Annotated in this window: 19 protein-coding genes; 6 read left to right on the top strand and 13 right to left on the bottom strand. The window is 37.7% G+C overall.

Annotated features, from left to right (window positions below; translation table 11 throughout):
• The first annotated feature begins 360 nt into the window (after positions 1-360).
• The 3 genes from LUD75_RS14935 to LUD75_RS14925 all read left to right on the top strand — a co-directional run bounded on the left by LUD75_RS14935 (position 361) and on the right by LUD75_RS14925 (position 4,109).
• Positions 361-1,218, top strand: a complete 858-nt coding sequence (locus LUD75_RS14935; protein ID WP_232706630.1) for a T9SS type A sorting domain-containing protein — start codon at positions 361-363, stop codon at positions 1,216-1,218.
• 106 nt (positions 1,219-1,324) lie between these two features.
• Positions 1,325-1,738 carry a cupin domain-containing protein gene (locus tag LUD75_RS14930; protein WP_232706629.1) on the top strand — a complete coding sequence of 138 codons (414 nt, stop codon included), beginning with the start codon at positions 1,325-1,327 and terminating at the stop codon, positions 1,736-1,738.
• Positions 1,739-1,901: 163 nt separating this feature from the next.
• Positions 1,902-4,109 carry an ATP-binding protein gene (locus tag LUD75_RS14925; RefSeq protein ID WP_232706628.1) on the top strand — a complete coding sequence of 736 codons (2,208 nt, stop codon included), beginning with the start codon at positions 1,902-1,904 and terminating at the stop codon, positions 4,107-4,109.
• 109 nt (positions 4,110-4,218) lie between these two features.
• Here the strand turns inward: LUD75_RS14925 and LUD75_RS14920 are convergent, their stop codons facing one another.
• A complete protein-coding gene (locus LUD75_RS14920; protein WP_232706627.1) occupies positions 4,219-5,019 on the bottom strand; it encodes a Cof-type HAD-IIB family hydrolase in 801 nt (266 codons plus the stop codon).
• A gap of 209 nt (positions 5,020-5,228) precedes the next feature.
• Here LUD75_RS14920 and LUD75_RS14915 point away from each other — a divergent pair, with 209 nt between their 5' ends.
• The 3 genes from LUD75_RS14915 to LUD75_RS14905 all read left to right on the top strand — a co-directional run bounded on the left by LUD75_RS14915 (position 5,229) and on the right by LUD75_RS14905 (position 10,426).
• Positions 5,229-7,214 (top strand): ATP-binding protein, encoded by a 1,986-nt coding sequence (locus LUD75_RS14915; protein ID WP_232706625.1) that lies wholly within the window; start codon positions 5,229-5,231, stop codon positions 7,212-7,214.
• Positions 7,215-7,406: 192 nt separating this feature from the next.
• Positions 7,407-7,778, top strand: coding sequence for a hypothetical protein (locus tag LUD75_RS14910; RefSeq protein ID WP_232706623.1), 372 nt, complete (start codon positions 7,407-7,409; stop codon positions 7,776-7,778).
• Between the two features lie 182 nt (positions 7,779-7,960).
• Positions 7,961-10,426, top strand: a complete 2,466-nt coding sequence (locus tag LUD75_RS14905; protein WP_232706621.1) for a glycoside hydrolase family 95 protein — start codon at positions 7,961-7,963, stop codon at positions 10,424-10,426.
• Between the two features lie 75 nt (positions 10,427-10,501).
• Here LUD75_RS14905 and LUD75_RS14900 read toward each other — a convergent pair whose 3' ends face one another.
• The 12 genes from LUD75_RS14900 to LUD75_RS14845 form a co-directional block, all read right to left on the bottom strand.
• Positions 10,502-11,290: an SDR family oxidoreductase gene (locus LUD75_RS14900; protein WP_232706620.1), complete on the bottom strand. Its 789-nt coding sequence runs from the start codon at positions 11,288-11,290 to the stop codon at positions 10,502-10,504.
• Positions 11,291-11,522: 232 nt separating this feature from the next.
• Positions 11,523-12,242, bottom strand: a complete 720-nt coding sequence (gene pgl / locus LUD75_RS14895) for a 6-phosphogluconolactonase (RefSeq protein ID WP_232706618.1) — start codon at positions 12,240-12,242, stop codon at positions 11,523-11,525.
• A 27-nt stretch (positions 12,243-12,269) separates the two neighbouring features.
• Entirely contained in the window at positions 12,270-13,754 is a 1,485-nt protein-coding gene (zwf, locus tag LUD75_RS14890; protein WP_232706616.1) for a glucose-6-phosphate dehydrogenase, read from the bottom strand.
• Positions 13,755-13,765: 11 nt separating this feature from the next.
• Entirely contained in the window at positions 13,766-15,184 is a 1,419-nt protein-coding gene (gndA, locus tag LUD75_RS14885) for an NADP-dependent phosphogluconate dehydrogenase (protein WP_232706615.1), read from the bottom strand.
• Between the two features lie 321 nt (positions 15,185-15,505).
• Positions 15,506-16,792: an NAD(P)/FAD-dependent oxidoreductase gene (locus tag LUD75_RS14880; RefSeq protein ID WP_232706613.1), complete on the bottom strand. Its 1,287-nt coding sequence runs from the start codon at positions 16,790-16,792 to the stop codon at positions 15,506-15,508.
• Between the two features lie 132 nt (positions 16,793-16,924).
• A complete protein-coding gene (locus tag LUD75_RS14875; protein ID WP_232706611.1) occupies positions 16,925-18,100 on the bottom strand; it encodes a MalY/PatB family protein in 1,176 nt (391 codons plus the stop codon).
• 7 nt (positions 18,101-18,107) lie between these two features.
• Entirely contained in the window at positions 18,108-19,673 is a 1,566-nt protein-coding gene (locus LUD75_RS14870) for an ABC transporter permease/substrate-binding protein (protein WP_232706609.1), read from the bottom strand.
• Positions 19,670-20,590, bottom strand: a complete 921-nt coding sequence (locus LUD75_RS14865; RefSeq protein WP_232706608.1) for an ABC transporter ATP-binding protein — start codon at positions 20,588-20,590, stop codon at positions 19,670-19,672. The genes LUD75_RS14870 and LUD75_RS14865 overlap by 4 nt, the downstream gene beginning before the upstream one ends.
• 6 nt (positions 20,591-20,596) lie before the next feature.
• Positions 20,597-21,787: an ergothioneine biosynthesis protein EgtB gene (egtB, locus tag LUD75_RS14860; RefSeq protein WP_232706607.1), complete on the bottom strand. Its 1,191-nt coding sequence runs from the start codon at positions 21,785-21,787 to the stop codon at positions 20,597-20,599.
• Positions 21,788-21,805: 18 nt separating this feature from the next.
• The gene (locus LUD75_RS14855; RefSeq protein ID WP_232706606.1) at positions 21,806-22,789 is read right to left on the bottom strand and encodes an L-histidine N(alpha)-methyltransferase; all 984 of its coding nucleotides are present in this window, start codon (positions 22,787-22,789) and stop codon (positions 21,806-21,808) included.
• Positions 22,790-23,035: 246 nt separating this feature from the next.
• On the bottom strand, positions 23,036-23,212 hold the full coding sequence (locus tag LUD75_RS14850) for a histone H1 (protein ID WP_232706605.1): 177 nt from the start codon (positions 23,210-23,212) through the stop codon (positions 23,036-23,038).
• A gap of 184 nt (positions 23,213-23,396) precedes the next feature.
• Positions 23,397-26,396: a LamG-like jellyroll fold domain-containing protein gene (locus LUD75_RS14845; RefSeq protein ID WP_232706604.1), complete on the bottom strand. Its 3,000-nt coding sequence runs from the start codon at positions 26,394-26,396 to the stop codon at positions 23,397-23,399.
• Positions 26,397-26,589: the final 193 nt, after the last annotated feature.

Here is a 26,589-nt window from a genome sequence, read left to right as displayed (position 1 = left end):
CGAGGCTTAAACTAATGCTGGATTCTCTATCATTAATAACCCTTGAATTTTTCAAAATTCAAGGGTTATTTTTTTGTAAATATTTTTTAGTAAAATGAGATTTTATATGGATCGTAATATTCGTGTTTATGTCCCAAACAATAATTGACAGCAATAGATTTGCCAATGTAAGCGCCTAATTTTCAGTGAAATTTAGAATGAATACAAATAATTTTTAAGAATGTCCTCGTACAGAAGATTTCGTGAATAATTTTAAATCATATAATTTTATAAATTAATTATTCGCAATCATAATATTATATTTTTGTTAATTATGGTATTCTAATTGTTAACATTATCATAACATTTAAATAAAAAGTTATGAAAAAGATTTTTACCTTAGTCGGACTTGTGTCCACGTTCGCATTATCAAATGCGCAGATTGTTATCAATGAAATTTATACTGGCGGCGGCTTATTGACTGCTGTGCTTGCCAACGATTTCATTGAATTGAAAAATATTGGATCGACCACGCAGACTCTTACCGGAGCAACAATCCAATACGGACCTCTATCAGGGCAATTTACACAATATCACACTTTACCATCCATTACTTTAAATGCCGGACAGACTTATTTAATTCAGCAAGCTTCTGATGGTCTGGGCGGAATTAATCTTCTAAACCCAAATCTGATTGTCAATGTGGTGCTTAACTTAGATGGATCAGGACCTGTAGTGGGCGTTGGTCTGCAGCTAGGACTGACTTCCGGAAAAGTTGCCTTGGCTTCCAACAACACTCGTGTCACTGGACCCACAGCTTCAAATGTAATAGATTTTGTTGGTTACGGTCTTGCAGATCAGTATGAAGGAACCGGAGCAGCACCTTCTCCAACATTCCTGAACTCTATAGCCAGAATATCCGGAGACACCAACAGGAACAATGTGGATTTCACAGCAGCGTTTCCTACTCCGCAGTCTACAGGGCAAACATTAGCTGTAGGTGATGTGAATGGATCAAATTCTGTTTTTATTAAAAATACTTTAGTGAAAAATAACGAAATCATCTTCGGAAACGATGTGCAAAACGTTCAGATCTATTCAATGTCTGGTCAGCTTGTAAAATCTAACAATGCAAAAGACCTCACAAAAATTAATATTGCAGATCTGCCAAAAGGAAATTACATCGTCACAGGTACAGTAAATGATAAAAAAGTAAGTGAACGGATTATTAAAGACTAACCAATTTAAATATTGTAAAGGAGAGTTATTTTATAGCTCTCCTTTTTTTGTTTATATTAGTAATAATAATATTAATAAAATGAAAAAAACAACGCGGAACATAGCGGTGATAATAATCAGCATAATAACGCAGCAGTCCGTTTATGGTCAAAAGGTCGAGGCAAAGCAGGAACAACCCGTTTACACAATAGAAAACTGTGTGAATGTGTTCGACTTGAAAAAAGCTAAAGAAACAAAATCAGGTTATCAATACTGGTTTGCCGATAAAAACTTCACGCAGGAAAACACGCTGAAGATGAGCATTGTAGCACCTGGGAAATCTACCCACGCGCCACACCGGCATCCGGAAGAAGAATTCTTTTACATTCTTGAGGGGAAAGCTTCGTTCTATCTCGACGGCAAGACTGTCGAAGCAGGACCAAATACCAGCTTATACTGTCCTCCCAATACGGAACATGGCATCAGCAATGCCGGCCAGACTGACTTGAAATATCTGGTCATCAAAAAGGATCTGCGCTAGTTGATCTGTACTGATAAATTAAATAAACGGAGACATCGCAACCTATGATAATACTTGCCGGGTTTTATATTTCCAATATTTTTTTTACATTAGCATAAAATCAATACGATGAAGTTGGGATTATAACAAATGATAACCTGGATTTCATTTCAAAGTTTCAAAGATGAAGGCAGTACCGTGCAATGAGATAGTAATACACCACCCTGGATATATTCAAAGTTTTGGCTATCTGTTAGGAGTAAACGCTTTAACCAATACCATTGAATTTTATAGTGATAATGTACCAACGTTATTTGAACTAGACCACTCTATTCTCGGACAGCGTGCCGACAGCATCGGTGAGTTGGGTTTTATAGTTGGCAGTCCTCAGTTTGTATTTGTCGTATCGTCTGCGGAAGATGATGTCAAATATATTGATCGGATATTGATTAATTCTAGAGAACATCACATCACTTATTACAGACACAACGACATCATTTATATTGAACTGGAGGCTTGTATTCTGAATGCAAAAGACAACAGCATTCTTGTAAAAAAGATCAAAAATCTGATCTCACTCAGACAAGGCGGAAATATCTGGGAATTTTTGGTGGAAAAAATCAAAGAAATAACGGACTACGACCGCGTGATGATTTATCAGTTCAATGAAGACAAAAGCGGAAAAGTCATTGCGGAGGCAAAAAATGCCAATATGGAAAGTTATCTGGATCTGCATTACCCGGAAAGTGACATTCCATCGCAGGCAAGAGCGCTTTACCTCAAAAACTTCAAAAGGATTTTAAGTGATGTTAATGACAAGCCGGTAAGGATTCTGAGCAATCTTGAAAATGTTGATCTTTCCATCTCCAGCGTCCGTGCACTTTCTCCAATCCATGTGGAATATTTGATCAATGCAAAAATTGCGTCAAGCTTCAGCATATCAATTATTATAGACAATGAATTGTGGGGACTTGTAACGTGTCACAGCACCTATCAAAAACATATAGATCTGGATCACAGGATCAGTGCAGAAATTGCTACTTTCATTGCAGCCAATTCTTACCACTCGTTTCTGTCCGCCAATATTCTGGAGTATGACAAAATCCTCATTTCCAAATGTCAGAATCTGAAAATTGAGTTATTGTCATTTCAAAACATAGCGGACTCTGTCTCAAAAAATATTAATAAAATCCGGGAAATATCTGAAACGGAAGGCTTTGCAGCAATAATTGATGGTCAGATAACGACCAGTGGAAGAACTCCAAACAGTAAAACTCTGGAAAAAATAATTGCGTGGGCCAAAACAAATCTGGAGGATCAAATCTACTACGATAATTCTTTTTACAAAACCTATGGGAAAAAGCTTGGTCTGGACAAAAGCTGCTGCGGCATCGCTCTGTCTTTTATTAATAAAGATCAGGGAAATGTTTTAATGTGGTTTAAAGGAGAATTTCAGCAACAGATCAGCTGGGCAGGAAAAAAAGAAAACAAGATCAAAACTATCAGGATGTTTGATGAGAAAACCACAGTAGTTTCTCCCAGACAGTCTTTCGAAGTTTATAATGAAGAAATTTTAGACCGGTCTGCGTCCTGGGATTCCAAAGACAAAAAACGGGTGATTGCAGTTAAAGAGATTATTGACCGCACGATACAGGAACAGCTGTTTCACATCAGCAATCTGAATGCAGAACTTTACAAAGTCAATTCCGAACTTGGAAAGGTAAATGAGGAACTTGATGCTTATTCGCACACCATTTCACACGACCTGGCTACACCATTGACTGTAATGAAGCTCAATATGCAGATCATGGCCAAGCTCAATACCGAGAACACAAATATTAAACTCATTAATAATGTTCTCAATGAAATCGATAATATGTCTGATATGATGACCAATGTACTCAAGCTGAGCAGACTTAAATATTCGGAATATGATATCATTGACATTGACCCTGCAAAGATTATTGACAAGGCAATCTCTGATGCAAAATTATCATATAACGACAGCGCTCAGGTAACTATCGAAAATATATTCCGGATCAGCGGTGAAAAAAGTATGGTCACGCAGGTCTTCCAGAATATCATTACCAATGCGGTAAAATATTCTGCTAAAAAAGATTCAGAAGCGAAAATCCATATCTCGTCTTATCTGCAGGACGACAATGTGGTTTTTGAAATTGAGGACAATGGAATCGGCATTCCGTACACTTCCAAAAAAGATGTCTTTAAAATTTTCAACCGGATGTCCAATACCAAATCATATTTTGGCAGCGGTGTTGGCTTGTCTATTGTGGAAAGTATAATGAAAAAACTGAATGGAAGCATAGACTTTGAAAGTGTTGAAAATCAAGGGACAAAATTTATTGTAACATTTCCATCCGGCGTTTCTTAATTTTCATATATACTACTCCATTTTTTTCAAAATGCCATAACTTTTTTATAAAGCAAAACCGGAATTAGATTGGTAATAACGGTTTTATTTTTTTTTATAAAAATTTTAATTAATTATTATCCAAATAGTTTCTGACAATCTGCAGCACGCCAAAATTATCATTGGAAGACGCTGCGTAACTGGCAGTTTCTTTCACGGAAGGATGAGCATTAGCCATCGCATAAGAGTATTTCGAATTTTTCAGCATTTCGATATCATTCATATAGTCTCCAAAAGCCATCGTCTGCTCAGGCAATATATTGAGTGATTGCTGCAGCTTTTTCAAGGCAATACCTTTGTTGATATTCTTGTTCATCACATCCAGCCAATGCTTGCCGGAAACCACAATATCAAGATTGTACTCTTCGAATTTTTTCAAAAATGGATACAGATTTTTTTCAGATCCATCCGGGTGGTAGATGGCAATTTTGAAAGTGCTGTCATCTATAATCTCTGTCAAATCCTCAACTTTCTGATTTTTAGTATAATATTGGCTGAAAAACTCAATGAATTTCTGATCATCCGTCTCGTAATATGCTTTTTTCTTCGCAGATAAAACGGCTCTGGCTTTGGGAATTTCGCGCACTGCCTTGATAATTTCAACAACCAGATCGTTTTCCATTTTGTCGGCAAACAGTTCCTGATTTTTATAAATAATATAGCCTCCATTTTCTGCAATGAAGCCAATCTCGGATTCTATATCTCCAAAATACTTTGTGATTCCCTGCATTTGTCGTCCGCTGGCAGGCACAAACATAATATCTCTTTTCTTCAGCTCCTGATACATCGCGGCAAAATCCGGACTTATTTCGTGTTCAGAGTTTAGAAATGTACCGTCCATATCCGTTACTATCAGTTTAATATCTTTCATAATTGAAGTAAAAATTTACCTTAAATAAAATTCAGGCTACAAAGGTCTTAAAATATTGATCGTTAAAAGAATCATTTTTGTTAACTTAAAGTCAATATTTGCTTTCTGCCAGTTTAAAGATTTAATGATAATCTTTCTGAATGTTTATAGTGTTTCATCGGCTCTATTTCGAGGATAATAAAGAGACTTTTATATATCTTTGTCATAATATGATTACCCAAGAAGATTTGTCAGAAAAAAGTTTCAGCCAGGATCTGATCATCCAGGCATTAGTATCATCTCCTGCACCGACTTCCATCTATTCCGGAGAAGATATGGTCATACATTTTGCAAATGAAGGTATGCTGGCTTTATGGGGCAAAGACGCATCTGTCATAGGCAAACCTCTTATGGAAGCCATTCCCGAACTTGAGGGACAACCTTTTTTGGAATTACTGCGAGAGGTTTGGCGATCGGGCAAAACTTACTCCGTGCACGAGGCTCCTGCAAAACTGATCAAAAACGGCGTAGAAACGCTTGATTACTTTGATTATGAATATAAAGCACTGACCGATCAAAATAATAAAACCTGGTGTATCCTCAACACAGCCCTTGAAGTAACATCCCGCCGAGAATTCTTACAACAAATTAGAGAAAAAGAGGAAAGGGAAAATGCGCTTAATGAGGAAATGGCAGCGACACTGGAAGAGCTAACTTCTACTAACGAAGAGCTTAACAATTCAATGAAGCAGCTTGCTGATAGCAGGGAGTACATTCGGACGATTATAGAACAGGCACCAGTCGGAATTGCGATGCTGAAAGGTCCGGAACACGTGATTGAAATTGCCAATCCATCCATTCTTTCTATATGGGGACGTACAGAATCCGAAGTAATTGGTTATGCTCATGAAAGTGCACGTCCAGAACTTCGCGGACAACCAGTAAACGAATGGCTTAAAAAAGTCTACGAAAGCGGCAAACCAAAGATCAATACTGAATTTACGGTTAAATTAAAACATAACGATGGACTGCGGGAAGCCATAGTTAATTCCATCTACCAGCCAATTTTTACCGACCGTGGCGACATTTCGGGTGTTCTGATTATTATTGAAGAAATTACAGAACAGGTTTTGGCAAGGCGAAAAAATGAAAATGACCAGCAAATGTTGGCTCTTGCTATTGATGCAGGAGAACTTGCCACTTTCTACTATCAGCCTGCAACGAATCTGTTTTCGGGTAATAATCTGCTGAAAAATTGGTTTGGATTATCGTCAGAGGAACATTTGGATCTGTCTATTGCGTTGGCGGCGATATTGCCGGAGGATCGGGACCGCGTAACTGCAGCCATCTCGAATTCACTGGATAAAAACTCTGATGGTCATTATTATATAGAATACAGAATTCAAAATAAAACGGATAAAAAAATAAGACTTCTACAGGCCAATGGAAGAGTTTTCTACGATCAGGAGGGAAATCCGCAGAGCCTAAACGGAACGCTCCGGGATATAACAAAACAGAAAAAAGAGGAAGAGCGAAAAGATGATTTCATGGGTATGGTGAGTCACGAACTTAAAACCCCGCTTACATCCCTCAAGGCCTATATTCAGATTTTACAGCGTCTGGAAGCTGGTGCGGAAAATTCCAAACAGCAAAATATCCTGGAAAAATGTTTGAAGCAAACGGATTATATGAACAGCATGATCAATGGTTTTCTTAATGTTTCGAGACTGGATTCCGGGCAGCTCCACATTGAAAAAACGCCGTTTGATTTTCAAATTTTATTTTCAGAGATTGAAGATGAGGTACTTTCGACCAATCATACGCGTACATTTATCTTCAGTCCATCAGGGTCAATTATCGTACAGGCTGATCGTGAAAAAATATCACAGGTACTCCACAATCTGATCGGAAATGCAATCAAATATTCCCCTGTCGGAACTATGATCAACGTGGAATATGTAATAATTGGTGAAAACAGTTTAAAAATTACCGTTCAAGACCAGGGAATTGGAATATCCGAAGAAGATCAGCAGCGCATTTTTGATCGCTACTACCGTGTAAAAGATATGAACAGCAGATCCATCGCAGGATTTGGCATAGGCCTGTATCTTTGCAAAGAAATTATCGAACTTCACAGCGGTTCTATAGAGGTTAAGAGTTCCAAAAATGTGGGGACTGAGTTTTCGGTTGTTATTCCGATTAAGGATATCAATTAAAAAATTTAAATGAATCACGTTAATCATTATTCAATTGTCATTCTCCCACCGGATAAAATCATTGAAAAGGTTGATGAATTAAAAATGAAATTGCATTTATAATCAAACGAAAAATATTCGAGTTACCGATCTGTAGCGCATATTACAATTCAAGAATTTTGGTCAACGGAAAATAGACTCAACAAAATAATTTTGAAATGTATTAGAATTGCAAGAGAGCAGAAAATTTTCGCTGCCGAATTTGATAAAGTTATTTGTTCTGGACAAAATTCGTTTTTCTTACCCGATGATAAAAGCAAAGTTGACTTTGAAAGATTAATAAAAAAAATAAGATTAGAAGTTGAAGGTCACGTTAAAAGCAATGCTCATATAAGTATTGGACGGAGACTCTCAGCTCAACAGATTGAGATATCCCGGAAGATTTTTTCTGATGAAACACTTAAGTTTGATTGCAATAGAATTGCTTTGAGGAAATTAAATGATAAAATAAAACAGTTTGAAATTGTGGAGATTTTTCCTTTTTTGGGAGAAGAACTTTCTGAAACACAACTCGCATTATGGTGATTAAATTTAAGTGAACAACTGCCTGTTTGTCATACTTAAAAAATAATAGTTAATTAAAATAATAAGAGTGTCCACCTTATCATATTATTAGATATGTGATCATATCAGATAAAATCAGTAGTTTTAAGATCATATTCTTTCATTTTTGAATGATGTTGAACTTAAACTTTAATGATTAAATAATGGTTAAAAAAAGGATTGTATATTTTATAGTAGGAGCAGTGTTTTCAATCTCCGTTCAGGCACAGCAAAATTTAAAATTAAATTACAACAAACCGGCAGAAAACTGGAACGAGGCTTTACCAATCGGAAACGGAAGATTGGGTGCAATGGTTTTTGGCGGCACTCCACAGGAACATCTGCAGTTGAATGAAGAGACCATCTGGGCAGGAGAACCTGGAAATAATGTTCCTAAGAATACGTTTGACAGCATTCAGAAAGTAAGAAGACTGATCAACGAAGGGCAGTTTGAAAAAGCGCAGAACCTTACCAACAACACGTACCCAAGAACTGCTCCGAAAGATTTGAATTACGGAATGCCTTATCAAACAATGGGCGATTTGTTTTTGGATTTTAAAGGACACGAAAATTTTAAAAATTACAGTCGGACGTTAGACATTGAAAAAGCCATCAGTACGGTTTCCTACGACGTCAATGGCGTGACTTTCAAACGTGAAATTTTTTCGTCATTTTCAGATAATGTGATTATGATCAGATTAACTTCCAGCAAAAAAAGAAGTCTCAATTTCAATATCAATGCGTCTACTCCACATCTTAAAAAATCAATTTTCACAGAGAAAAACCAATTGGTCATCAACGGAACCAGTGGCTCTGTAGACAACAAAACAGGGAAAGTTAACTTTAAAACCGTAGCTCTTCCTATATTAAAAGGTGGAAAATTAACCTCTACAAATGACCAACTCAATATTTCCGGAGCAGACGAAGTGGTCATCTATATATCCATCGCTACTAATTTTAAAAAGTATAATGACCTGAGCGGAAATCCTGACACCAGAGTTTCAGAATATTTGAAATCAGCTTTAAATAAAAAATACGACGCTGAACTCAAGGCTCACATTGATAAATATCAAAAATATTTCAACCGGGTAAGTCTAGATTTGGGAACAAGTGAACAGTCTAAGAAAACAACCGACATCCGAATCAAAGAGTTTGGAAATTCCAGTGACCCGGATCTGGTGGCATTGTATTTTCAGTTCGGAAGATATCTCCTCATTTCTTCCTCACAGCAGGGAACGCAACCCGCAAACCTGCAGGGAATCTGGAATTATCAGCTGAATCCTGCCTGGGATAGCAAATATACTGTGAACATCAACACGGAAATGAACTACTGGCCTGCGGAAAATACTAATCTTTCCGAAATGCACGAACCTTTGTTTGATATGATTCAGGATTTGTCGGTTACCGGACAGGAATCTGCCAAGGAAATGTACCACGCAAGAGGCTGGAACATGCACCACAACACTGATCTTTGGAGGATTACGGGTGTTGTGGACGGCGGTTTCTACGGCATGTGGCCGATGGGCGGTGCGTGGCTGACCCAACACGTCTGGAATCATTATCTATACACCGGTGACAAAGAATTTCTAAAGAAAAACTACGAAGCTTTGAAAGGCTGTGCGCTTTTTTACCTGGATGTTCTACAGCAAGACCCGTCGAAAAAATACCTCGTGGTGTCGCCGTCAATGTCTCCCGAAAATAAATACTTTAAAAATGTGAGTATTACCGCGGGAACGACGATGGATAACCAGTTGCTGTTTGATGTGTTTAATAATTTCATCAATGCTTCAAAAGCTTTAAATCAAGATAAAAGTCTATCTGATGAGGTGAAAAGTGCTTTATCAAAACTTCCGCCAATGCACATCGGACAGCACGCCCAGTTGCAGGAATGGCTCACTGATATGGACAGAACCGATGATAAACACAGACATATTTCTCATCTGTATGGGCTTTTTCCTTCAGGTCAGATCTCGCCGTTCAGAAATGCGGAGCTGGCTGAAGCTGCTAAAAATTCGATGGTCTATCGAGGTGATAAATCCACTGGTTGGTCGATGGGCTGGAAAGTCAATTGGTGGGCAAGATTACTGGACGGAAACCGTGCTTTTAAATTGATTACAGACCAATTGACGCCTGCTCCGATGGATACTAAAGGACAATCCGGAGGAACTTATCCTAATCTTTTGGATGCGCATCCGCCGTTTCAGATCGATGGAAATTTTGGCTGTACTTCCGGAATTGCAGAAATGTTATTGCAAAGTTATGACGGCTATCTTTATCTTTTGCCTGCACTTCCTGATGCTCTACCAAACGGCTCTGTGAAAGGATTGAAGGCAAGAGGTGGTTTTGAAATTGATATGGATTGGAAAAATTCGAAGCTGACAAAAGTGACCATCAAATCTACATTGGGAGGGAATGCAAGAATTAGAATTGCAAAGGATATTCAATTAAGATCAAAAACAAATTTTAGTCTTGCAAAAGGTGAAAACCAAAATGAATTTTATCAGGTTGATGCTATTAAAACACCATTGAAATCTGATAAAGCTCAAATGAAAGGATTCGCAGTTAAAGAAACTCAACTTTTTGACTTTGATACAGAGAAAGGAAAAACTTATGTTTTTGAGGTGAAATGATTGTGTTCTAAATCAATAAAAAACTCCTGATAAATATTGTTATCAGGAGTTTTGTAATATCATAAAATCTTTATTCTAATAAACATTCGCCAATCCACCATCCAAAGGAATACTCGCTCCTGTAAGATACGAGGCGTAATCTGACGCTAAAAATGCAACCAGATGACCATATTCTTCGGGCTTGCCCAATCTTTTCATCGGGATTTTGTTTTCTCTGACTGTTTTGATTTCTTCAATTGATTTTCCACTTTGCTCAGATTCAGCTTTAATGAGTTTCTGAATTCTTTCGGTATCAAAATATCCGGTCAAAACATTGTTGATGGTAATGCAATGTTGCGCCACTTCATTAGACAATGACTTCGACCAGGCTGCCACCGCAGAACGGATAGAGTTTGAAAGCACCAGATTATCAATTGGTTCTTTTACGGACAACGAGGAAACGTTGATGATACGTCCGTTTTTCTGCTCAATCATATATGGCAACGCTAAAGTAGTCGTTTCACAAACCGTTTTAAAGAGCAGGTCAAAAGCGGTCTGGAAATCGTCCACATTTTTTTTCAAAGCCATTCCAGGTTCCGGACCGTTGGTATTGTTGACCAGAATATCGACAGAATTACTTTTGAAATAACCTGAAATGATTGTTTTAAAACTTTCAAAATCAGAAAAATCAGCAACGAGATATTGGTGTTTTTGATTGTCATTAATGACAGGAAGTGCAGCCAGAGAATTTTTCAGTTTCTCTTCATTGCGAGCCATCAGAGTCACATTGGCGCCACATTTTGCCAGTTCATTTGCGATTCCCGCTCCTATTCCCTGAGTTGCGGCACCTACGAGCGCATTTTTATTGGTAAGATCGATATTCATAATGTTCTTTTTATTTGGTGATAATTTGGTACCTGAGATAAATTTACAAAATGGCAGTTAAAAAATCTTTTAAAATTGTTGATTTAAAAAGAATAATCGGAATCAATACTATTTAGATTTAACGTTTATATTTTAAAAAAAAATCAAAAAAAAAATTTATTATTATCTACGAGAAAAACCCTCAAATATTATGGGTTTTATATATTCTGTAAAATGTTTTGATAATCAAATCTTAAACTGATTTCATAGTTTCCGAATCTGTCAGAAACTGCGATTCGCCTTTTTCGGGTTTTATCAGCTGCAATGGATATAACTCCGGATTGTAATCGCCATTCAAAACCTCATTCAGTGCGTGTTTTTTTGATTCTCCAAAAGTGATTACCAGAACATTTTCGGCTTTGTTGATAATTGGTGCTGTCAATGTAATTCTGTACATATTTTGTGGTGCAAGATAGTAGGCGTCCACCCATTTTTTGTTTTCGTGAAGAATTTTTTCTCCAGGAAATAGTGATGCTGTGTGACCATCGTCGCCCATTCCTAAGAGAATGAAATCAAAACAGCCTTCATCACCAAGAACATTTCTGATCTCGTTTTCATACTCTGCTGCAAAATCTTCCGGAGAAATCCCTTCTTTGAACATCGGAAAAATCTGGTCTTTGTTGACCGGAACTGTATCCAGAAGGGTTTCAAAAGTCATTTTTGCATTGCTTTTCTCATCATCCAGCGGAACCCAGCGCTCATCTACCCAAAAGAAATAAATATTTTTCCAATCTATTTGTTCTGCGTAATCTGTGGTAGCCAGCAATTTAAAAATCGCTTTCGGAGAACTGCCGCCACTCAAAGCCACTACAAATTTTCCTTTTTCCTGAATCGCCTTTTTTGCAAAATCAACAAATTGATCTGCTGCTTCTTTATAAAGTTGATCTAAATTATCTACAATTGTAACGCCCATATTTTTAACTTCAATTAAACAATAAAATTAAACCCAGCTGTGCTCTTCTCTCTGGAGCAACAATTCACATTGCTCTGGTCCGTTGCTGCCGGCAGCATAGTTTGGAAAACTGGGATCTGGATTATTTTCCCAATATTCCTGTATGTTTTTCACAACATCCCAAGCCTCTTCTACCTGATCGGAGCGCATAAACAATGTAAGATCGCCTTCCAACGCATCAAGCAACAACGTCTCATAAGCTTCCGGTGTATCTTCCTTGCAGGAAAAATAATCAAATACCATTTCTACAGGTTTCAGTTCCACGGTAAGTCCCGGTTTTTTTGTCATAAACTGAAGTCTGATGTCCATCAAAGGCTGAATATTGATAATCAGTTTATTCTGAGAAAGCGGATGTTTGCCTGCGATGAAGGTAGATTGCGGCAACGGTTTGAACTGAATGGTAATGTAGGAATGTTTTTCTTTCATCCTTTTGCCTGTACGGACGTAGAAAGGGACGCCTTCCCAACGCTCGTTGTCCAGATAGAATTTGATCGCCGCGAAAGTTTCCGTGTTGGAATCTGGCGCTACCCCATCTTCTTCACGGTAAGCCTTCAGATCCTTTCCGTCCAGTGTTCCTTTTCCATATTGACCTCGGACTGCGTAATGACTCACGCGATCCAGCGGTATTCTTCGGATCGATTTCAGAACATCTACTTTGCGGTCTCTGATCTCGCCTGCATCCAAGGAAGCTGGTTGCTCCATTGCAATCATGCAAAGCACTTGCAGCAAGTGATTTTGAATCATATCCTTCAGCGCACCAGTTCCTTCGTAAAATCCGCCTCTGGATTCTACGCCAACTTCTTCTGCCACTGTGATTTGCACAGATTCTACATATTTGCAGTTCCACAACGGTTCAAAAATCGAATTACCAAATCTGAATGCCAAAATGTTCTGAACTGTTTCTTTTCCTAAGTAATGATCAATTCTGTAAATCTGTTCTTCTTCAAACGTTCGGGATAACAGACTGTTAAGTTCTATTGCCGAACTTTTGTCGTGTCCAAACGGTTTCTCTATGATAATACGATCCTGCGCCGGATTGGGTGCAAGTCCTGCATTTTTGAGATGTCCGGAAATAATAGATACGAAATTGGGAGCTATAGAAAGATAAAATAACCTGTTTGCTCTTATACCATAATCATTATCTAATGTTTTTAATTTTTCGTCAAGTTCTTTGTAAGAATTTTCTTCATCGATCTGATGTCTGAAATAGGTAATATGAGACTGAAATTTTTCCCATTCTGTATCGATAGAGACTTGATTTCGTGAAAAAAGAACCAAATTTTCTTTGATATAATTCTTGAAATCATCATTATCTTTTTCTGCTCTTCCCAACGCCACAATATTGAATTGCTCAGGCATTCTCCCTTCTATAAAAAGATTATAAAAAGCAGGGAAAAGTTTCCTTTTTGCTAAATCTCCTGTTGCGCCAAATATAATAATACTGGTTGGCTGCAATGCTTTGTTCTCATTCATTGATGCAAAAATTATTGATTTGTAGATTCCCATTGGGTATGAAAAACACCTTCCTGATCTTTCCTCTGATAAGTATGAGCACCAAAATAATCCCGCTGCGCCTGTATCAAATTGACTGGTAAATTTTCCGTTGTGTAAGCATCAAAATAAGCTAAAACAGTCTGCAGTCCAAGCGTTGAAATTCCATTAGATGTTGCAAAACCAATTGTTTTTCTTAATGAAGTCACTTTTGATTTTACCAATTCAGAAATCTTTTCATTCAGAAGAATATTAGACAAATTTGGATCTTCCGTGTAAGCTTCATAGAATGTTTCTAATAATGAAGAACGGATGATACAGCCGCCACGCCAGATTTTCACCACATCTTGTAACGGAATCTGAAACTGGTAATCTTCAGATGCTTTTACCAAAAGTGACAAACCTTGGGTATAACTAATTAATGTTGCAAGAAAAAGTGCATCACCAACTTCCTGAACAAATAGTTCTATATTTTCTGGTGCTGTGATTTCTGATTTTGGATATAATTTGGACGCCAGCACTCGCTCCTCTTTGTAAGAAGACAAAGTTCTGGATGCCACGGCTGCATCGATGGTTGGAATGGCAACACCATTTTCCAGTGCTTCTTCAGAAGTCCACTTTCCTGTTCCTTTGGATCCTGCTTTATCTAGAATTTGATCCAGCAAAAATCCACCTGAAATTTCATCTTTTTGTTGGAAAATATCTCTGGTGATTTCAATTAAGAAAGAATTCAGTTCTCCATTATTCCACTCTTTGAAAACTTCGTAAAGCTGATCTTTACTAAGGTTTGCGCCACGGTGAAGCAAATCATAAGCCTCACTTATCAATTGCATAATAGCATACTCGATTCCGTTGTGAACCATTTTCACGTAATGTCCTGCGGCATCTTTTCCCATATAAGCGGTACACGATTCACCATTGACTTTTGCTGCAATTGCCTCCAGCATTGGACGTACGGAATGAAAAGCTTCCAAATCGCCGCCAGGCATAATACTGGGACCAAATCTTGCACCTTTCTCACCGCCTGAAACGCCCATTCCCATAAAGTGCAAACCTAACGTCGCCAAATCTGCCACCCTTCTATTAGTATCTTTGAAATAAGAATTTCCGGCATCAATCACGATATCGCTTTTGGTCAGGAGAGATTTGATATTTTCTAAAACGGCATCCACCGGTTTTCCTGCAGGCACCATCAGAATGATTTTTCTTGGCGTTTCCAGCTTGGCAACGAATTCCTCAAGAGAATCTGTACCGGCAACCGTAGTTCCGGCCGTTGCACCTTCTTCTAGTTCTGTGATTTTTTGTTTATCAAGATCAAATCCTGCGATTGAGAATCCGTTATCAGCAATATTGTACAGGAGATTTCTCCCCATCACGCCAAGACCGATCATTCCATAATTATACTTTTCCATTTTTACTTATAAATTATTCTACTTTTATGCACAAATTATTATTGATTTGCACACTCAAATATACGAAGAATGGGGAACATATGCTGATCCCCATTTTTAACAATGTAATAAAAAATTACCTGAAGGCTCTGTCTTTAATGCTGTTTGAAATATTAAAATCAATTTCAGAATTTATAACTTCCACATCTACAAACCACTTTATAAAATCTGTTTTTTTAAATAATCAATTATTACAATTTAAGTTGGGAATATTTTATTTTTCTATGAATCAATCTTAGTCGGTCTATTTTTTAAAATTAATTTCATTATCGTTTGTTTATTTTAATTTTCATACCGCGGATCTGATTTTACAATCATACGAAGAGGCTGATCTTTAGTAAAATAAGCATTCATCCAGTTAAAAAATGTGGTGATTTTATTTCTGAGATTGATCAGCGAAAACAAATGAACGAAAACCCAAATCAGCCACGCAAAAAATCCGTTAAAATGTTTGAAAGGTCCAGCCGTCAGATCAGCCACTGCTCTATTTCTGCTGATGATCGCCATAGATCCTTTGTCATTATAAACGAATGGTTTTTGTGAATTTCCTTTTGCTTCTACATTCAGGTTTTTTGACAGCAAAGCCGCCTGCTGAATAGCTACCTGTGCCAGCTGCGGATGACCTTGGGGAAAAGCCGGATCTGCAGTCATCAGACTTGTATCTCCCAGTGCATAGATATTTTCCGTTCCTGCCACTTTGTTATAAGCATCAACGATCAGTCGTTTTCCTTTGCCGTAGCTTGCTTCCGGAATTCCTTTGAAAACAATGGCTGTCACACCCGCTGTCCAGAGCAGGTTTTTGGTTTTGATCTGCGTTCCGTCCGCTATGTAAACGATATCATCTGCATAATCCTTTACCAGTTGTCCCAATTTGATATCGATTCCCATTTTTTTTAAAGAATCTGTTGCATATTGCTGTGAAGCTTTGCTCATAGGCGCTAAAACAGTCGGAAGACCATCGATCAGATGAATATCGAAAGGCACATTATTAAGCTCGGGATAATCTTTGAGAAGAATGTTTTTTCTCAGTTCGCTCAACATTCCGGCGATTTCCACACCGGTTGGTCCGCCACCTGCAACCACAAAAGTTGTCAGCTTTTTTCGCTCTTCAAGATCATCTGTCTGTGTCGCTTTTTCCAGTCTTTCGAGGATGGTGTTTTTCAGGCTAATGGCATCCACTATCGTTTTCATCGGTAATGAATTTCTCTGAATATTTTCGTTTCCGAAATAATTACTGACCGTTCCAGTGGCGATGATCAATTTCGAATAGGTCAATTCGCCATTATTCAAAATAATTTTATTTTCTTGTGGTTTGATTTCCAAAAGCTCTCCCATTCTGAACAAAAAATTAGGATGATTCCTAAAGAATTTCCTAAAAGGATAACTGATGTTCGAAACATCTAAAAATCCCGTAGCAACTTGATATAGTAAGGGTGGAAAGAAGTTGTAATTATTTTTATCTATCAAAATAATATTGGATTGATAGCCAGATTTTAGAAGTTTTTCGGCGATTTCTATTCCGGCAAAGCCGCCGCCTATGATGATGGTATTTTCTTTATATTTTTTCATATAGAATGATTAAGTTTTGAAGATAAATTTGCTTTTTATTATGCAAAAATGTAACCGTTGCTTAACAAACCTGTTATGATTTTACACAGAGAAATATTTAAAATATAGATAATATTCTACAAAGTCTATCGGCTAGGTTTTGGGAATTTTATCATAAAAATTTTTCAGTCGATTCAGTCCATCAGCTAAATTTGCTTTTGTACAACCGATATTGATTCTCAAAAATCCTTCGCCCGCTTTGCCATACATTGTTCCTGAATTTACCCACAGTTTCTCGTCTTCCAATAAAATTTTAGACAAATCATCAGACGTTTTATTCAATGACTGACAGTCTAACCAGACCAAATAGGTTCCTTCTAAAGGAAGAACTTTGATTTCCGGAATATTTTCTTTGATGAATTCTGAGAGATACTGATAATTTTCACTGAGATAAATTTTCAATTCTTCTAACCAATTATTTCCCTTTTGGTAAGCAGCAATCAATGCGGTGGCCGCGATAGGATTTGGGTAACTCGTCTCCTGAATTTCAAAAGTTTTATGAATCTTATTTAAAATCCCGACGTTTTGAGAAATGACATACGAAATCGGCAAACCCGCAAGATTAAATGTCTTACAGGGCGAACCGCAAGTCACAGATTCCAAGTTGTAATTTTCAGCGACGGAAGCGAAAGGAATATGTTGATGACCTTCATAAACCAGGTCAGCGTGGATTTCATCTGACACCACCATTACCTGATGTTTAGCGCAAATTTCCGCTATCTTTTCCAGTTCATTTCTTTTCCAGACTCTGCCTACAGGATTATGTGGATTACACAGTAGCAGAACTTTTGCCTTCGAATCGGATGCTTTTAATTCCAAATCATTAAAATCAATTTCGTAAGTTCCGTTGTTGTAAATAAGATTATTTTCGACCACGCCAAATTCACAGTTTTCGAAGAAATTATAAAAATGATTGTAAACAGGCGGCTGAATAATGATATTTTCCTCAGGTTTCACAAAAGTCCTCAAAATCGCGGAAAGTGTGGGAATCATTCCCGGACCAGGCAGAATCCAATCTTTTTTGATACTAAACTGATGAATCTCTTTCCACCAATGGATAATGGCGTCAAAGAAATTAGCTGGCACAAGACCGTAACCAAAAACACCTTGAGAAACTTTTTCCACAATTGCTTTGGTAATTTCCGGAGCCGTTTTAAAATCCATATCTGCGACCCACATTGGCAAAACGTCGTCCTTTGCCAAATCCCACTTTACCGAATCGGTTCCGTGTCTGCTGACGATTTCATCAAAATTGTATTTTTCAGTCATTTAAATTCTATTTTGAATCCAGGTATTTTTTAAGGTCAGTAATGCTTTTTACTTTCAATTCCTCTGCCTGTTTTTTCCGCATCATCAGGGCATAAGAATTATTAAAACCAAGCGGTTCCAACCATTGAATTCCATACTGTTTCCTGAATTCTGAATCTACAAATTTATACGTTTTATCGGAGCTTTGCGAAACGTTTTTGATGGATTTTGGTGATGGTTTTAATAAAACTAAAAGTCCCGTTCCTGTATATTCAGGGTAAAAATCTATGGCGTCGTTCATCAATGCATCGAAACAGATTTTTGTTCCACCCAATCCGGTTTTGGTTTCCACTTTATAATTAGTGTAGCCTTCAATCAGCATTTTATACATTTCTGTGAGAATGTACTGCTCGCCGAAAATCTTTGAACCGATTCGAACTGTTCCCGAATTTCCTTTTCTGGAAGGTCTGTACAGTTTATTTTTCATTAAAAAATCCTTGGCAATTTTTTCAGGCGTTTGGTTAAGATAATCCGAACGGTAATTCAAATCGGTCATTATCGAATCGTTGAATTTTCCTGCAACTAAGTTCAGAGTTTTTTCCAGCTCAGGAAATTTATCCAATGTTTTCGTCTTGATAATCGGTGCCGCAAAATAGGGTGGGAAAATCTTTTTATCATCCTCCAATACATACAAATCGAACGCTTTGATTCTTCCGTCTGTAGAATATCCGCTGATTAAATCCAATTCATTTTCGAAAGCGGCTTTGTACATCACGGCATCATTCACGACTTTAGGATTGACATTCAAACCATAAACGGAACGCAAACCCAAATCTCCGTCCTGTCTTCCCATAAATTCTGGCGTAAACCCTGCTTTTAACTTATTATCTGAAACGGAATTCATTAAATAAACAATTCCAAATACCAATAAAACAGCAGGAATGATGTATTTTAATTTCTTTAAAAACTGATAGCCGGATTTCTGCAAAACAGCAATCGTCTGGTCGAGCAAAATCGCCAATAATGCTGCAGGAATGGCACCTGCCAATATCATATTGGTGTTGTTTAAAGAAATTCCACCGAAAATAAATTCACCCAAACCACCAGCGGCAACAAATGAAGCTAGGGTCGCCACACCAACATTGATAACTGCAGCGGTGCGAATTCCAGCAATAATTACAGGCATTGCCAGCGGAAGTTCAACTTTGAAAAGCATTTGCTTCCGGTTCATTCCCATAGCTTTTGCCGCTTCGATGACTGTTGGATTTACACCCGTAATTCCTGTGTACGTATTTCTTATAATCGGTAAAAGGGCGTAAATCAACAAAGCGACGATGGCCGGAGTTGCCCCAATTCCAAAAGCAGGAATCATAAAACCTAATAAAGCGATACTTGGAATCGTCTGTAAAATCCCGGCAAAACCAAGAACAGGATTTGATAGTTTTCTTTTTCGGGCAATCAAAATTCCCAGTGGTAAACCGACAATGATTGCTAAAATTAAAGACAGAAAAGTCAAGCCCAAGTGCTGTACAACCTGAGTCAGTAATTTTTGGTGCTGCTCGATGACGAACTGCCAAAGATTTTGCTGCGTCATACGATTTGTAATTTTCGGTATTCGTTGAATGCTTTAATCAACATTTCGTAAGCATCTGTATTTTTATGGTCAGAACTTAATTTCTGTAACGCATTCCAGACGCTGGTATCTTCTGTAAATTGAAACTCTTTGATTAAATTTTCTGAATCGATAAAAGATTTGACATTATTCAAACTTGCGACTTTGTATTCCAATAAAAGTCTGTTTTCGGCAAAAAAATCCTTTACAAAATCATTTTTGGGACGATACAATATTTCTTGTGGAGTGCCGGTCTGAATAATTTTCCCCTTATCCATTAAACAAATTCTTTGTCCCAGTTCAAAAGCTTCCTGAACATCGTGCGTAACAAGAATAATGGTCTTATTTTTAAGTTCTTCCAACGATTTGAATTCCGAATGAATATCAGCCTTCGTAATATTATCTAAAGCTCCGAAAGGTTCGTCCATCAACAGAATTGGTGAATTGGCAATCAGAGCGCGGGCAATGCCCACTCTCTGCTGTTGGCCACCACTTAATTCGTTGGGAAAACGGGAAAGTACATCTTCAGGAAGGTGAAGTTTGTGTAAGAGTTCTTCAGTTCTGTTTTGAATCTTTTGCCTATTCCATTTTAATAATTCCGGAACAACGGCGATGTTTTGCTTAATCGTGTAATGCGGAAACAAACCGGAATGCTGCATAACAAAACCGATTCCCATTCTCAGCTCTTCCACTTTTTGGTCACGGATATTTTTTCCGTCAATCAAAATATTTCCAGAATCAGCTTCTATCAGACGGTTAATCATTTTTAAGGTGGTTGTTTTTCCGCAACCACTCGTTCCCAAGAGCACCAATATCTCTTTATCATTGGCCTGAAAAGAAATATCGTCCACTGCTGGTCTTCCGTTGAAAATTTTTGAAACCGATTCTACTGTAATCATACGCAGTTATTGAGCTAGTCTGATTCCAGTAAACTGCCACTTTAAGCCAGTCTGAAAGAAGTTGCGGTATGTATTTCTGCTGTGTCCGCTTGGCGTTGCATCTGAAGCGCCACGCAAAACCATTTGATTGACCATAAATTTGCCATTATACTCTCCTACTGCGCCGGCTTCTTTCTTAAATCCTGGATAAGGCAAATAGGCAGAGTTCGTCCACTCCCAACGGTTTCCCCACTCAAAATGATTGGAGGCAACTTCCCACTCAGCTTCGGTTGGTAGGCGCATTCCCTTCCAGGAGGCGAGGGCTGAAGCTTCATAAAAGTTGATGTGACAAACGGCATCATTTAAATCTAATTCCTGAAGTCCATTTAAAGTATAATTCATCCATTGCCCGTCAATCAAATGCCAGTACAGAGGAGATTTAGCTTCATTCTGTTTCACCCAATCCCAGCCTTCAGCGTGCCAATGTCTGAAATCATTATAGCCTCCTGCATCCATAAATAATAAATATTCTCGGTTGGAAACTAAGCGGTCAGCAATTTCAAAATCATTAAGATACACTTTATGTCTTCCCAGTTCATTATCAAAACTGAAATCTTCTCCCTGAAAACCGATTTCGTAAACACCTTCGTCAAAGTGAATCATTTCGATAATTTCAGAATGTTCTTTTTTCAAAATATCTTCATTTTTATACGCCGGAAAAAGCGGATTGTGACCTAATATATATTTGATATCTGTTAACAACAATTCCTGATGCTGTTGCTCGTGATTGAGACCAAGTTCGAGTAAAGGTTTGATTTTTTCCGTTAAATATTCGCTTTTGAGAAATGCATCCATTTGCTCATCAACATATTTTCTGTATTGATAAATGTCAGAAACGGAAGGACGGCTCAAATTTCCTCTGTCGGTACGGATAACTCTTGCGCCAATCGTTTCATAGTAGCTGTTGAAAACAAAGTTATATTGAGCATCAAAAACCTGATAACCAGGAAAATTGGGTTCCAAAACAAAAGTCTCGAAAAACCAGGTCGTGTGACCCAAATGCCATTTCGGTGGACTTACATCGACGATTGGCTGAACCACATAATCCTCGATTTCCAGAGGCTCGCAGATTTTAACAGAATGATTTCGAATCTGTAAATATTTCTCGGCCCAATTGGTTATGGAATTTGGTATCGTAAGAACGGAATTTTCTTTCATTGAAATTTATTTTAGAAATTATAAGACTTGCCAAATCGAATCTACAAACCAATTTTTAGAATCTGCAATCTCATCAATGATATGAAATTTGGAATCCCGTGCAAGTTTGTTGATATCGTCGATAAAAAATTTTTGTGAGATTTCCATATCGATCAATTCATTTTCTTCGAAGCGAAAAATCTGGTTTCCAATATGTACATTTTGTTCCGTCAAACTCACAAGATAACTTTTGCAAGCGCCTGATATTGGATCATAGGTTTGATAATGTTGGAAATTCAGAACATCGAAATCCGCTTCCAGTTCGCGGTTCATTCTGATGAGAAGATTGAGGTTAAATGAAGAAGTAATTCCTGCAGAATCATTGTAAGCCTTGAGAATTATATGTGGGTTTTTCTTTAAGTCAAAACCAATCAGGAGAATGTCTCCACGGTTGAGTTTTCTTCTCAGTTCTCTGCAAAAATGGTAAGATTCTCCCATATCCATATTGCCGATATTGCCACCAAGGAACAAAACCACTTTTCTCCTATTCGAAATGGTCATAGCCTTGTCGAGCATATCAAAATAGTCGCCTTCTAAAGTAATGACATTCAATTCAGGCAAATCTATATTGAATTTTTCATTTAATTCTTCCAGAATATGTCTGGAAATATCGATTGGCATATAGGTGAAATCGATATTTTTTGTGGTCAAATGTTCGAGCAGATAACTGGATTTCATCGCATCACCAGCTCCCAATTCTATCAAATCAAAAGGCTCATTATCGATCAGAATGCTTTTTGCTAATTGCTCAGTTTTATTTTTGAAGATATCGAGCTCGCAATCGGTCAGATAATAGTCGGGCATATTCATAATCTGTTGAAAAAGCCTGTCGCCTGCCTCGTCGTAAAAATATTTTGAATGTAATTTTTTTGGACTGCTGTTCAAGCCTTCCAGAACGTCCGCCAGAAAAGTTTCCTTGGAGTCGTTATGCGTCTGAAACTCTGTTTCCACCTGTGAATTCATAAATATTTTTTTTTGGTTTTTAGAGAACTACAACTATCTTGCCGCCAGCGGAATTGACTTCTATAAATATTGAGCTTCTACAATCTCTTTTAGGTGGAAAATGAAATTGCCAAAGAACAATTAGATGAAAATTGAATTAGTTAAAGATTTTAAAATATACTGTAACTGTAAAATTAATAAAATCGGAAGAAACGTATTTTAACAAAAAATCCCTGCATTGCTGCAGGGATTTTAATTGATCAGTTTTTATTTCTTAGATTCTTCAACTGAAACTTTTCTGAATTCTTTGAATAATTTGCTCAATTCCAAAGCAGATTTTCTTGCTCTGGTTCCAGCAGCTTTATTACCTTTTTCTGATTGCTGATTAGCTTCATTAGAAAACGCTTCAAATTCAGCACTGATTTTTTCAATAAGTTCTTTCATAAGTTTATTGTTTAAATTATTAATTGGGTTGCAAATATAATGGATTATTGTATTTGTGAAATATAGGTTTGATAAAAAATTGATTTTCTCATTCGAAAATATTTTTGATTCAAACGATTTTTAAGAAAATCAAAACCTTTTCAGATGAGTTGAAAAGGTTTTGTTGAAAAATTGAAATTGATTTTTATTTGGCAATTATTTTAAAATTACTGTTCAGATTCGCACCGGAAACATTAAGAATATAAATTCCGGACATCTTTTTACTGGCAATATTCAGATTGAAAAGGCCTTTTGAGGTGGATTTGATTTCTTCCTGTAAAATAATTTTTCCGCTCATATCACTTAATGTGGCTGTAAGATTGGATTTTTCATAGTTTGGAAGCTGGATGAAGATGTTGTCTTTCGCAGGGTTTGGATAGACAGTTCCTTTGTTTTTGTCAAAAATCAAATTCCCATTGCTTAATGTTGCCTGATTGTAAAGATTCTGAACTTCCGATGCAGTCAATGCGTAATTGAACATTTTCAGTTCGTCAAATGCGCCTTTGTATGGTGCCGGAGCATTGGTGGTAGCTTTAAATTCCAATTCGCCAATATTCCCGATGATCAGATCACTTGCTTCGCCAATGCCTGTGACAGCTGTTTCATCGCCTTCGGTTATAAGAACGCCATCGGTATAAATTCTCATTTTATGGGACACAATATCTCTCATTATCACCACATGTACCCAATTGTCTGTAAAATATTTGGCGATACTGGAAGTGATTTCCTTCTTCGTCACATCATCATCAATAGCAAAACGCAACTGTCCGCCTTTGATCTCAACATTAAAACGTTTTCCGGTGGCGCCTGTTGTATTATTTTTGGTAAAAGAACCTTTGCACAATACATACAGACTGGTTGCTGATGAAGTTGGAATCATATTTGGCGGCGCTTTCATCCAAAAAGAAACGGTAAATGAATTTCTGTCAAACCTAATATGATCCTGATCCGGAATACTTGTGATGTACATATTACTTGGCGCTGTGGCGAGGTTGATTGCATTGTTTTCCTTGCCTGGAACTCTAACGTTGGCATTGTCGTAGGCTACATCCAATAAGCCTTCATTGGCATAGTTCGTGACGTCAGCAATTTTTTCTCCTTCCAAAGGCGCTTCCTGAAATGGCCAATGTCCTACAAGACTCGGCGTCAAAGCTTTGAAAGTCCAAACATCGCCTGTTGCGACACCTTTGGCATTAGAAGCATCGATTCTCCAGTAATAATTCGTGGCTGGACTCAGGCTGGTCATTTGGTATGATGGTGCAGCACTGTAAGCCACATCAGCTACTTTACTCAGATTGGTAGCATTTGTTCCAAAATAAACGGCATAAGAAGTGGTATTGGAACTGCCTGTCCATTTCAAAAGTAGATTGCCATTGGTCAGTTCTACATTATTGTTTCCGTTTGCAGGATTGGGATTAACTGCTTTTGTAGGAGCAGATGGAATTGGCGGTGTCGTAACAGATGCAACTGTGGAGTAAACCGAAGATTCTGTTGCATTGACTGCCTTTACACGATAATAATATTGAGTATTAGGTGTTAATCCGGTTTCATTATAGCTTGTAATATTAGCACCAAGTGTTGCAAGCTCCGTAAAAGTTGTTCCGTTGTTTGAACGTTCCAAGATGTAATTCGTTTCGTTATCTGCATTGTCATTCCAGTTAACTGTAAATGAACTGGCAGCCGGAACTTCCGTTGAAACTACATTTGTGAAATTGACATTGGTTGGCGGAATAATGAAATCCGGCGGTGTATGACTTGTGAGTCCGTTAATGTAAACTTCAATATTAAGATAAGGCGCATTGGTAGCACTGACTGCCAAAGCATCATTGACATTTTTGTTCAATCCGTTAGCATCTTCCCAGGCATCAGGCATTCCGTCGTTATCTGTATCCAACGGAGCCGGCGCACCATAAACATGTCCAGCACCCCCATTGGTAAAACCAAATTTTGTGGTTAAATCCGACTGCACATAAACATAAGTTGCAGTTGTGCCTTTAGATGACAGGTCTGAAATCATCAGATTCTCGACCTGATCTCGTCTTGGATAAGATGCGCCAACACTCAAAATCGCTTTGTCAAAAGCTTGCTGAGCCGTAAGTGCCGTATTTTTCATCGGATAATCATAAGGCTCTGACTTGATGGTCGAAATATCTCCTGTTGGATAACCTGATAAATCTGCCGGAACTAATGTTCCATCTAAAACACCATTTCTGTTATTATCAAAATAATTTCCTGATCCGTATAATGAAAAATTATCATTGCCTCTGTTGAAAGGAGTTGTCAGCGTAGTTTGCGTATTTGGTCCGCCGATGAAATAATTATTAATGATATTCACATCCGAACTTCCTGCAGAGTCTCCACCCATAATGTACGCATCTCCAGATTCTGTGTGTCCGTAAGTGTTGCCGTAATTTCCCCAGTTATAAACCACATTGTTTACAAACTCGTTGATGCCTTTAATCTTATTGTTACGGGTTTTGTTGCAGATGTATAAATTTCCGATCAAACTTATTTTACCGCCAGAAGGCTGCATCAATCCGCCGGCTGAGTGGTTGTGGCGATGCAAACCCTGGCCAATGATTGAATTTTGAATCGTAATATTATCCGGACTTTCACCTTTATTATCCCAATTAATGGAGAAAACTTCATCAGTTCCCCAGGTAAATGACATATGATCGAGAATGATATTTGCGCCGTTTGAAAGACCGGAAGTATCCTGTCCTTGAGTCGTATTCCCATATCTGATACGCACGTAGCGGGCAATCGTGTTACTGGCTCCAGTAAATGTGACTTTTGCACCCAATAGCACAATGCCTTCTCCCGGAGCGGTCTGTCCTGCAATAGTGGTGTTTTTTGCGATGACGATTTGAGAAAGTGTATTAATAATGCCACCAACTTTGAATATCACGAACCGACCTTCCTGACTCACTGCGTCCCGAAAAGATCCTGGTCCGCTGTCATTTAAGTTAGTTACCAGATAAACCTGAGGATTCGCAGCGCCTCTTGCGCCAGTCGTATATCTGCCGAAACCTGTAGCTTCCGGAAAAGCCAAAGTCTGGGCATTCATACCGACAGAAGCGGATGTCAGTCCCGTAAATATGAAAATTTTCAGAGCCTGACTAATTGGTAATTTTCTTCTTTTCATAATATTAATATTAATTGAATGTTAATGATTTGTTGCATTGGAAAATTAGAAACATCGAAAAAGAAGAGCGTCCTGCTCCATCCTGTATTGCTTTATTAATCAGTTAATTATCTTGTTTTTATTTTAATTAATCTATCAAATGTTATAATAACAGTCAATGGTTTTCTGTAAATCTGAGTTAAGATAATCGGGT

Source organism: Epilithonimonas sp. JDS (assembly GCF_021261315.1).
Lineage (GTDB): Bacteria > Bacteroidota > Bacteroidia > Flavobacteriales > Weeksellaceae > Epilithonimonas.
This window is presented reverse-complemented; position numbering and strand designations above follow the sequence as displayed.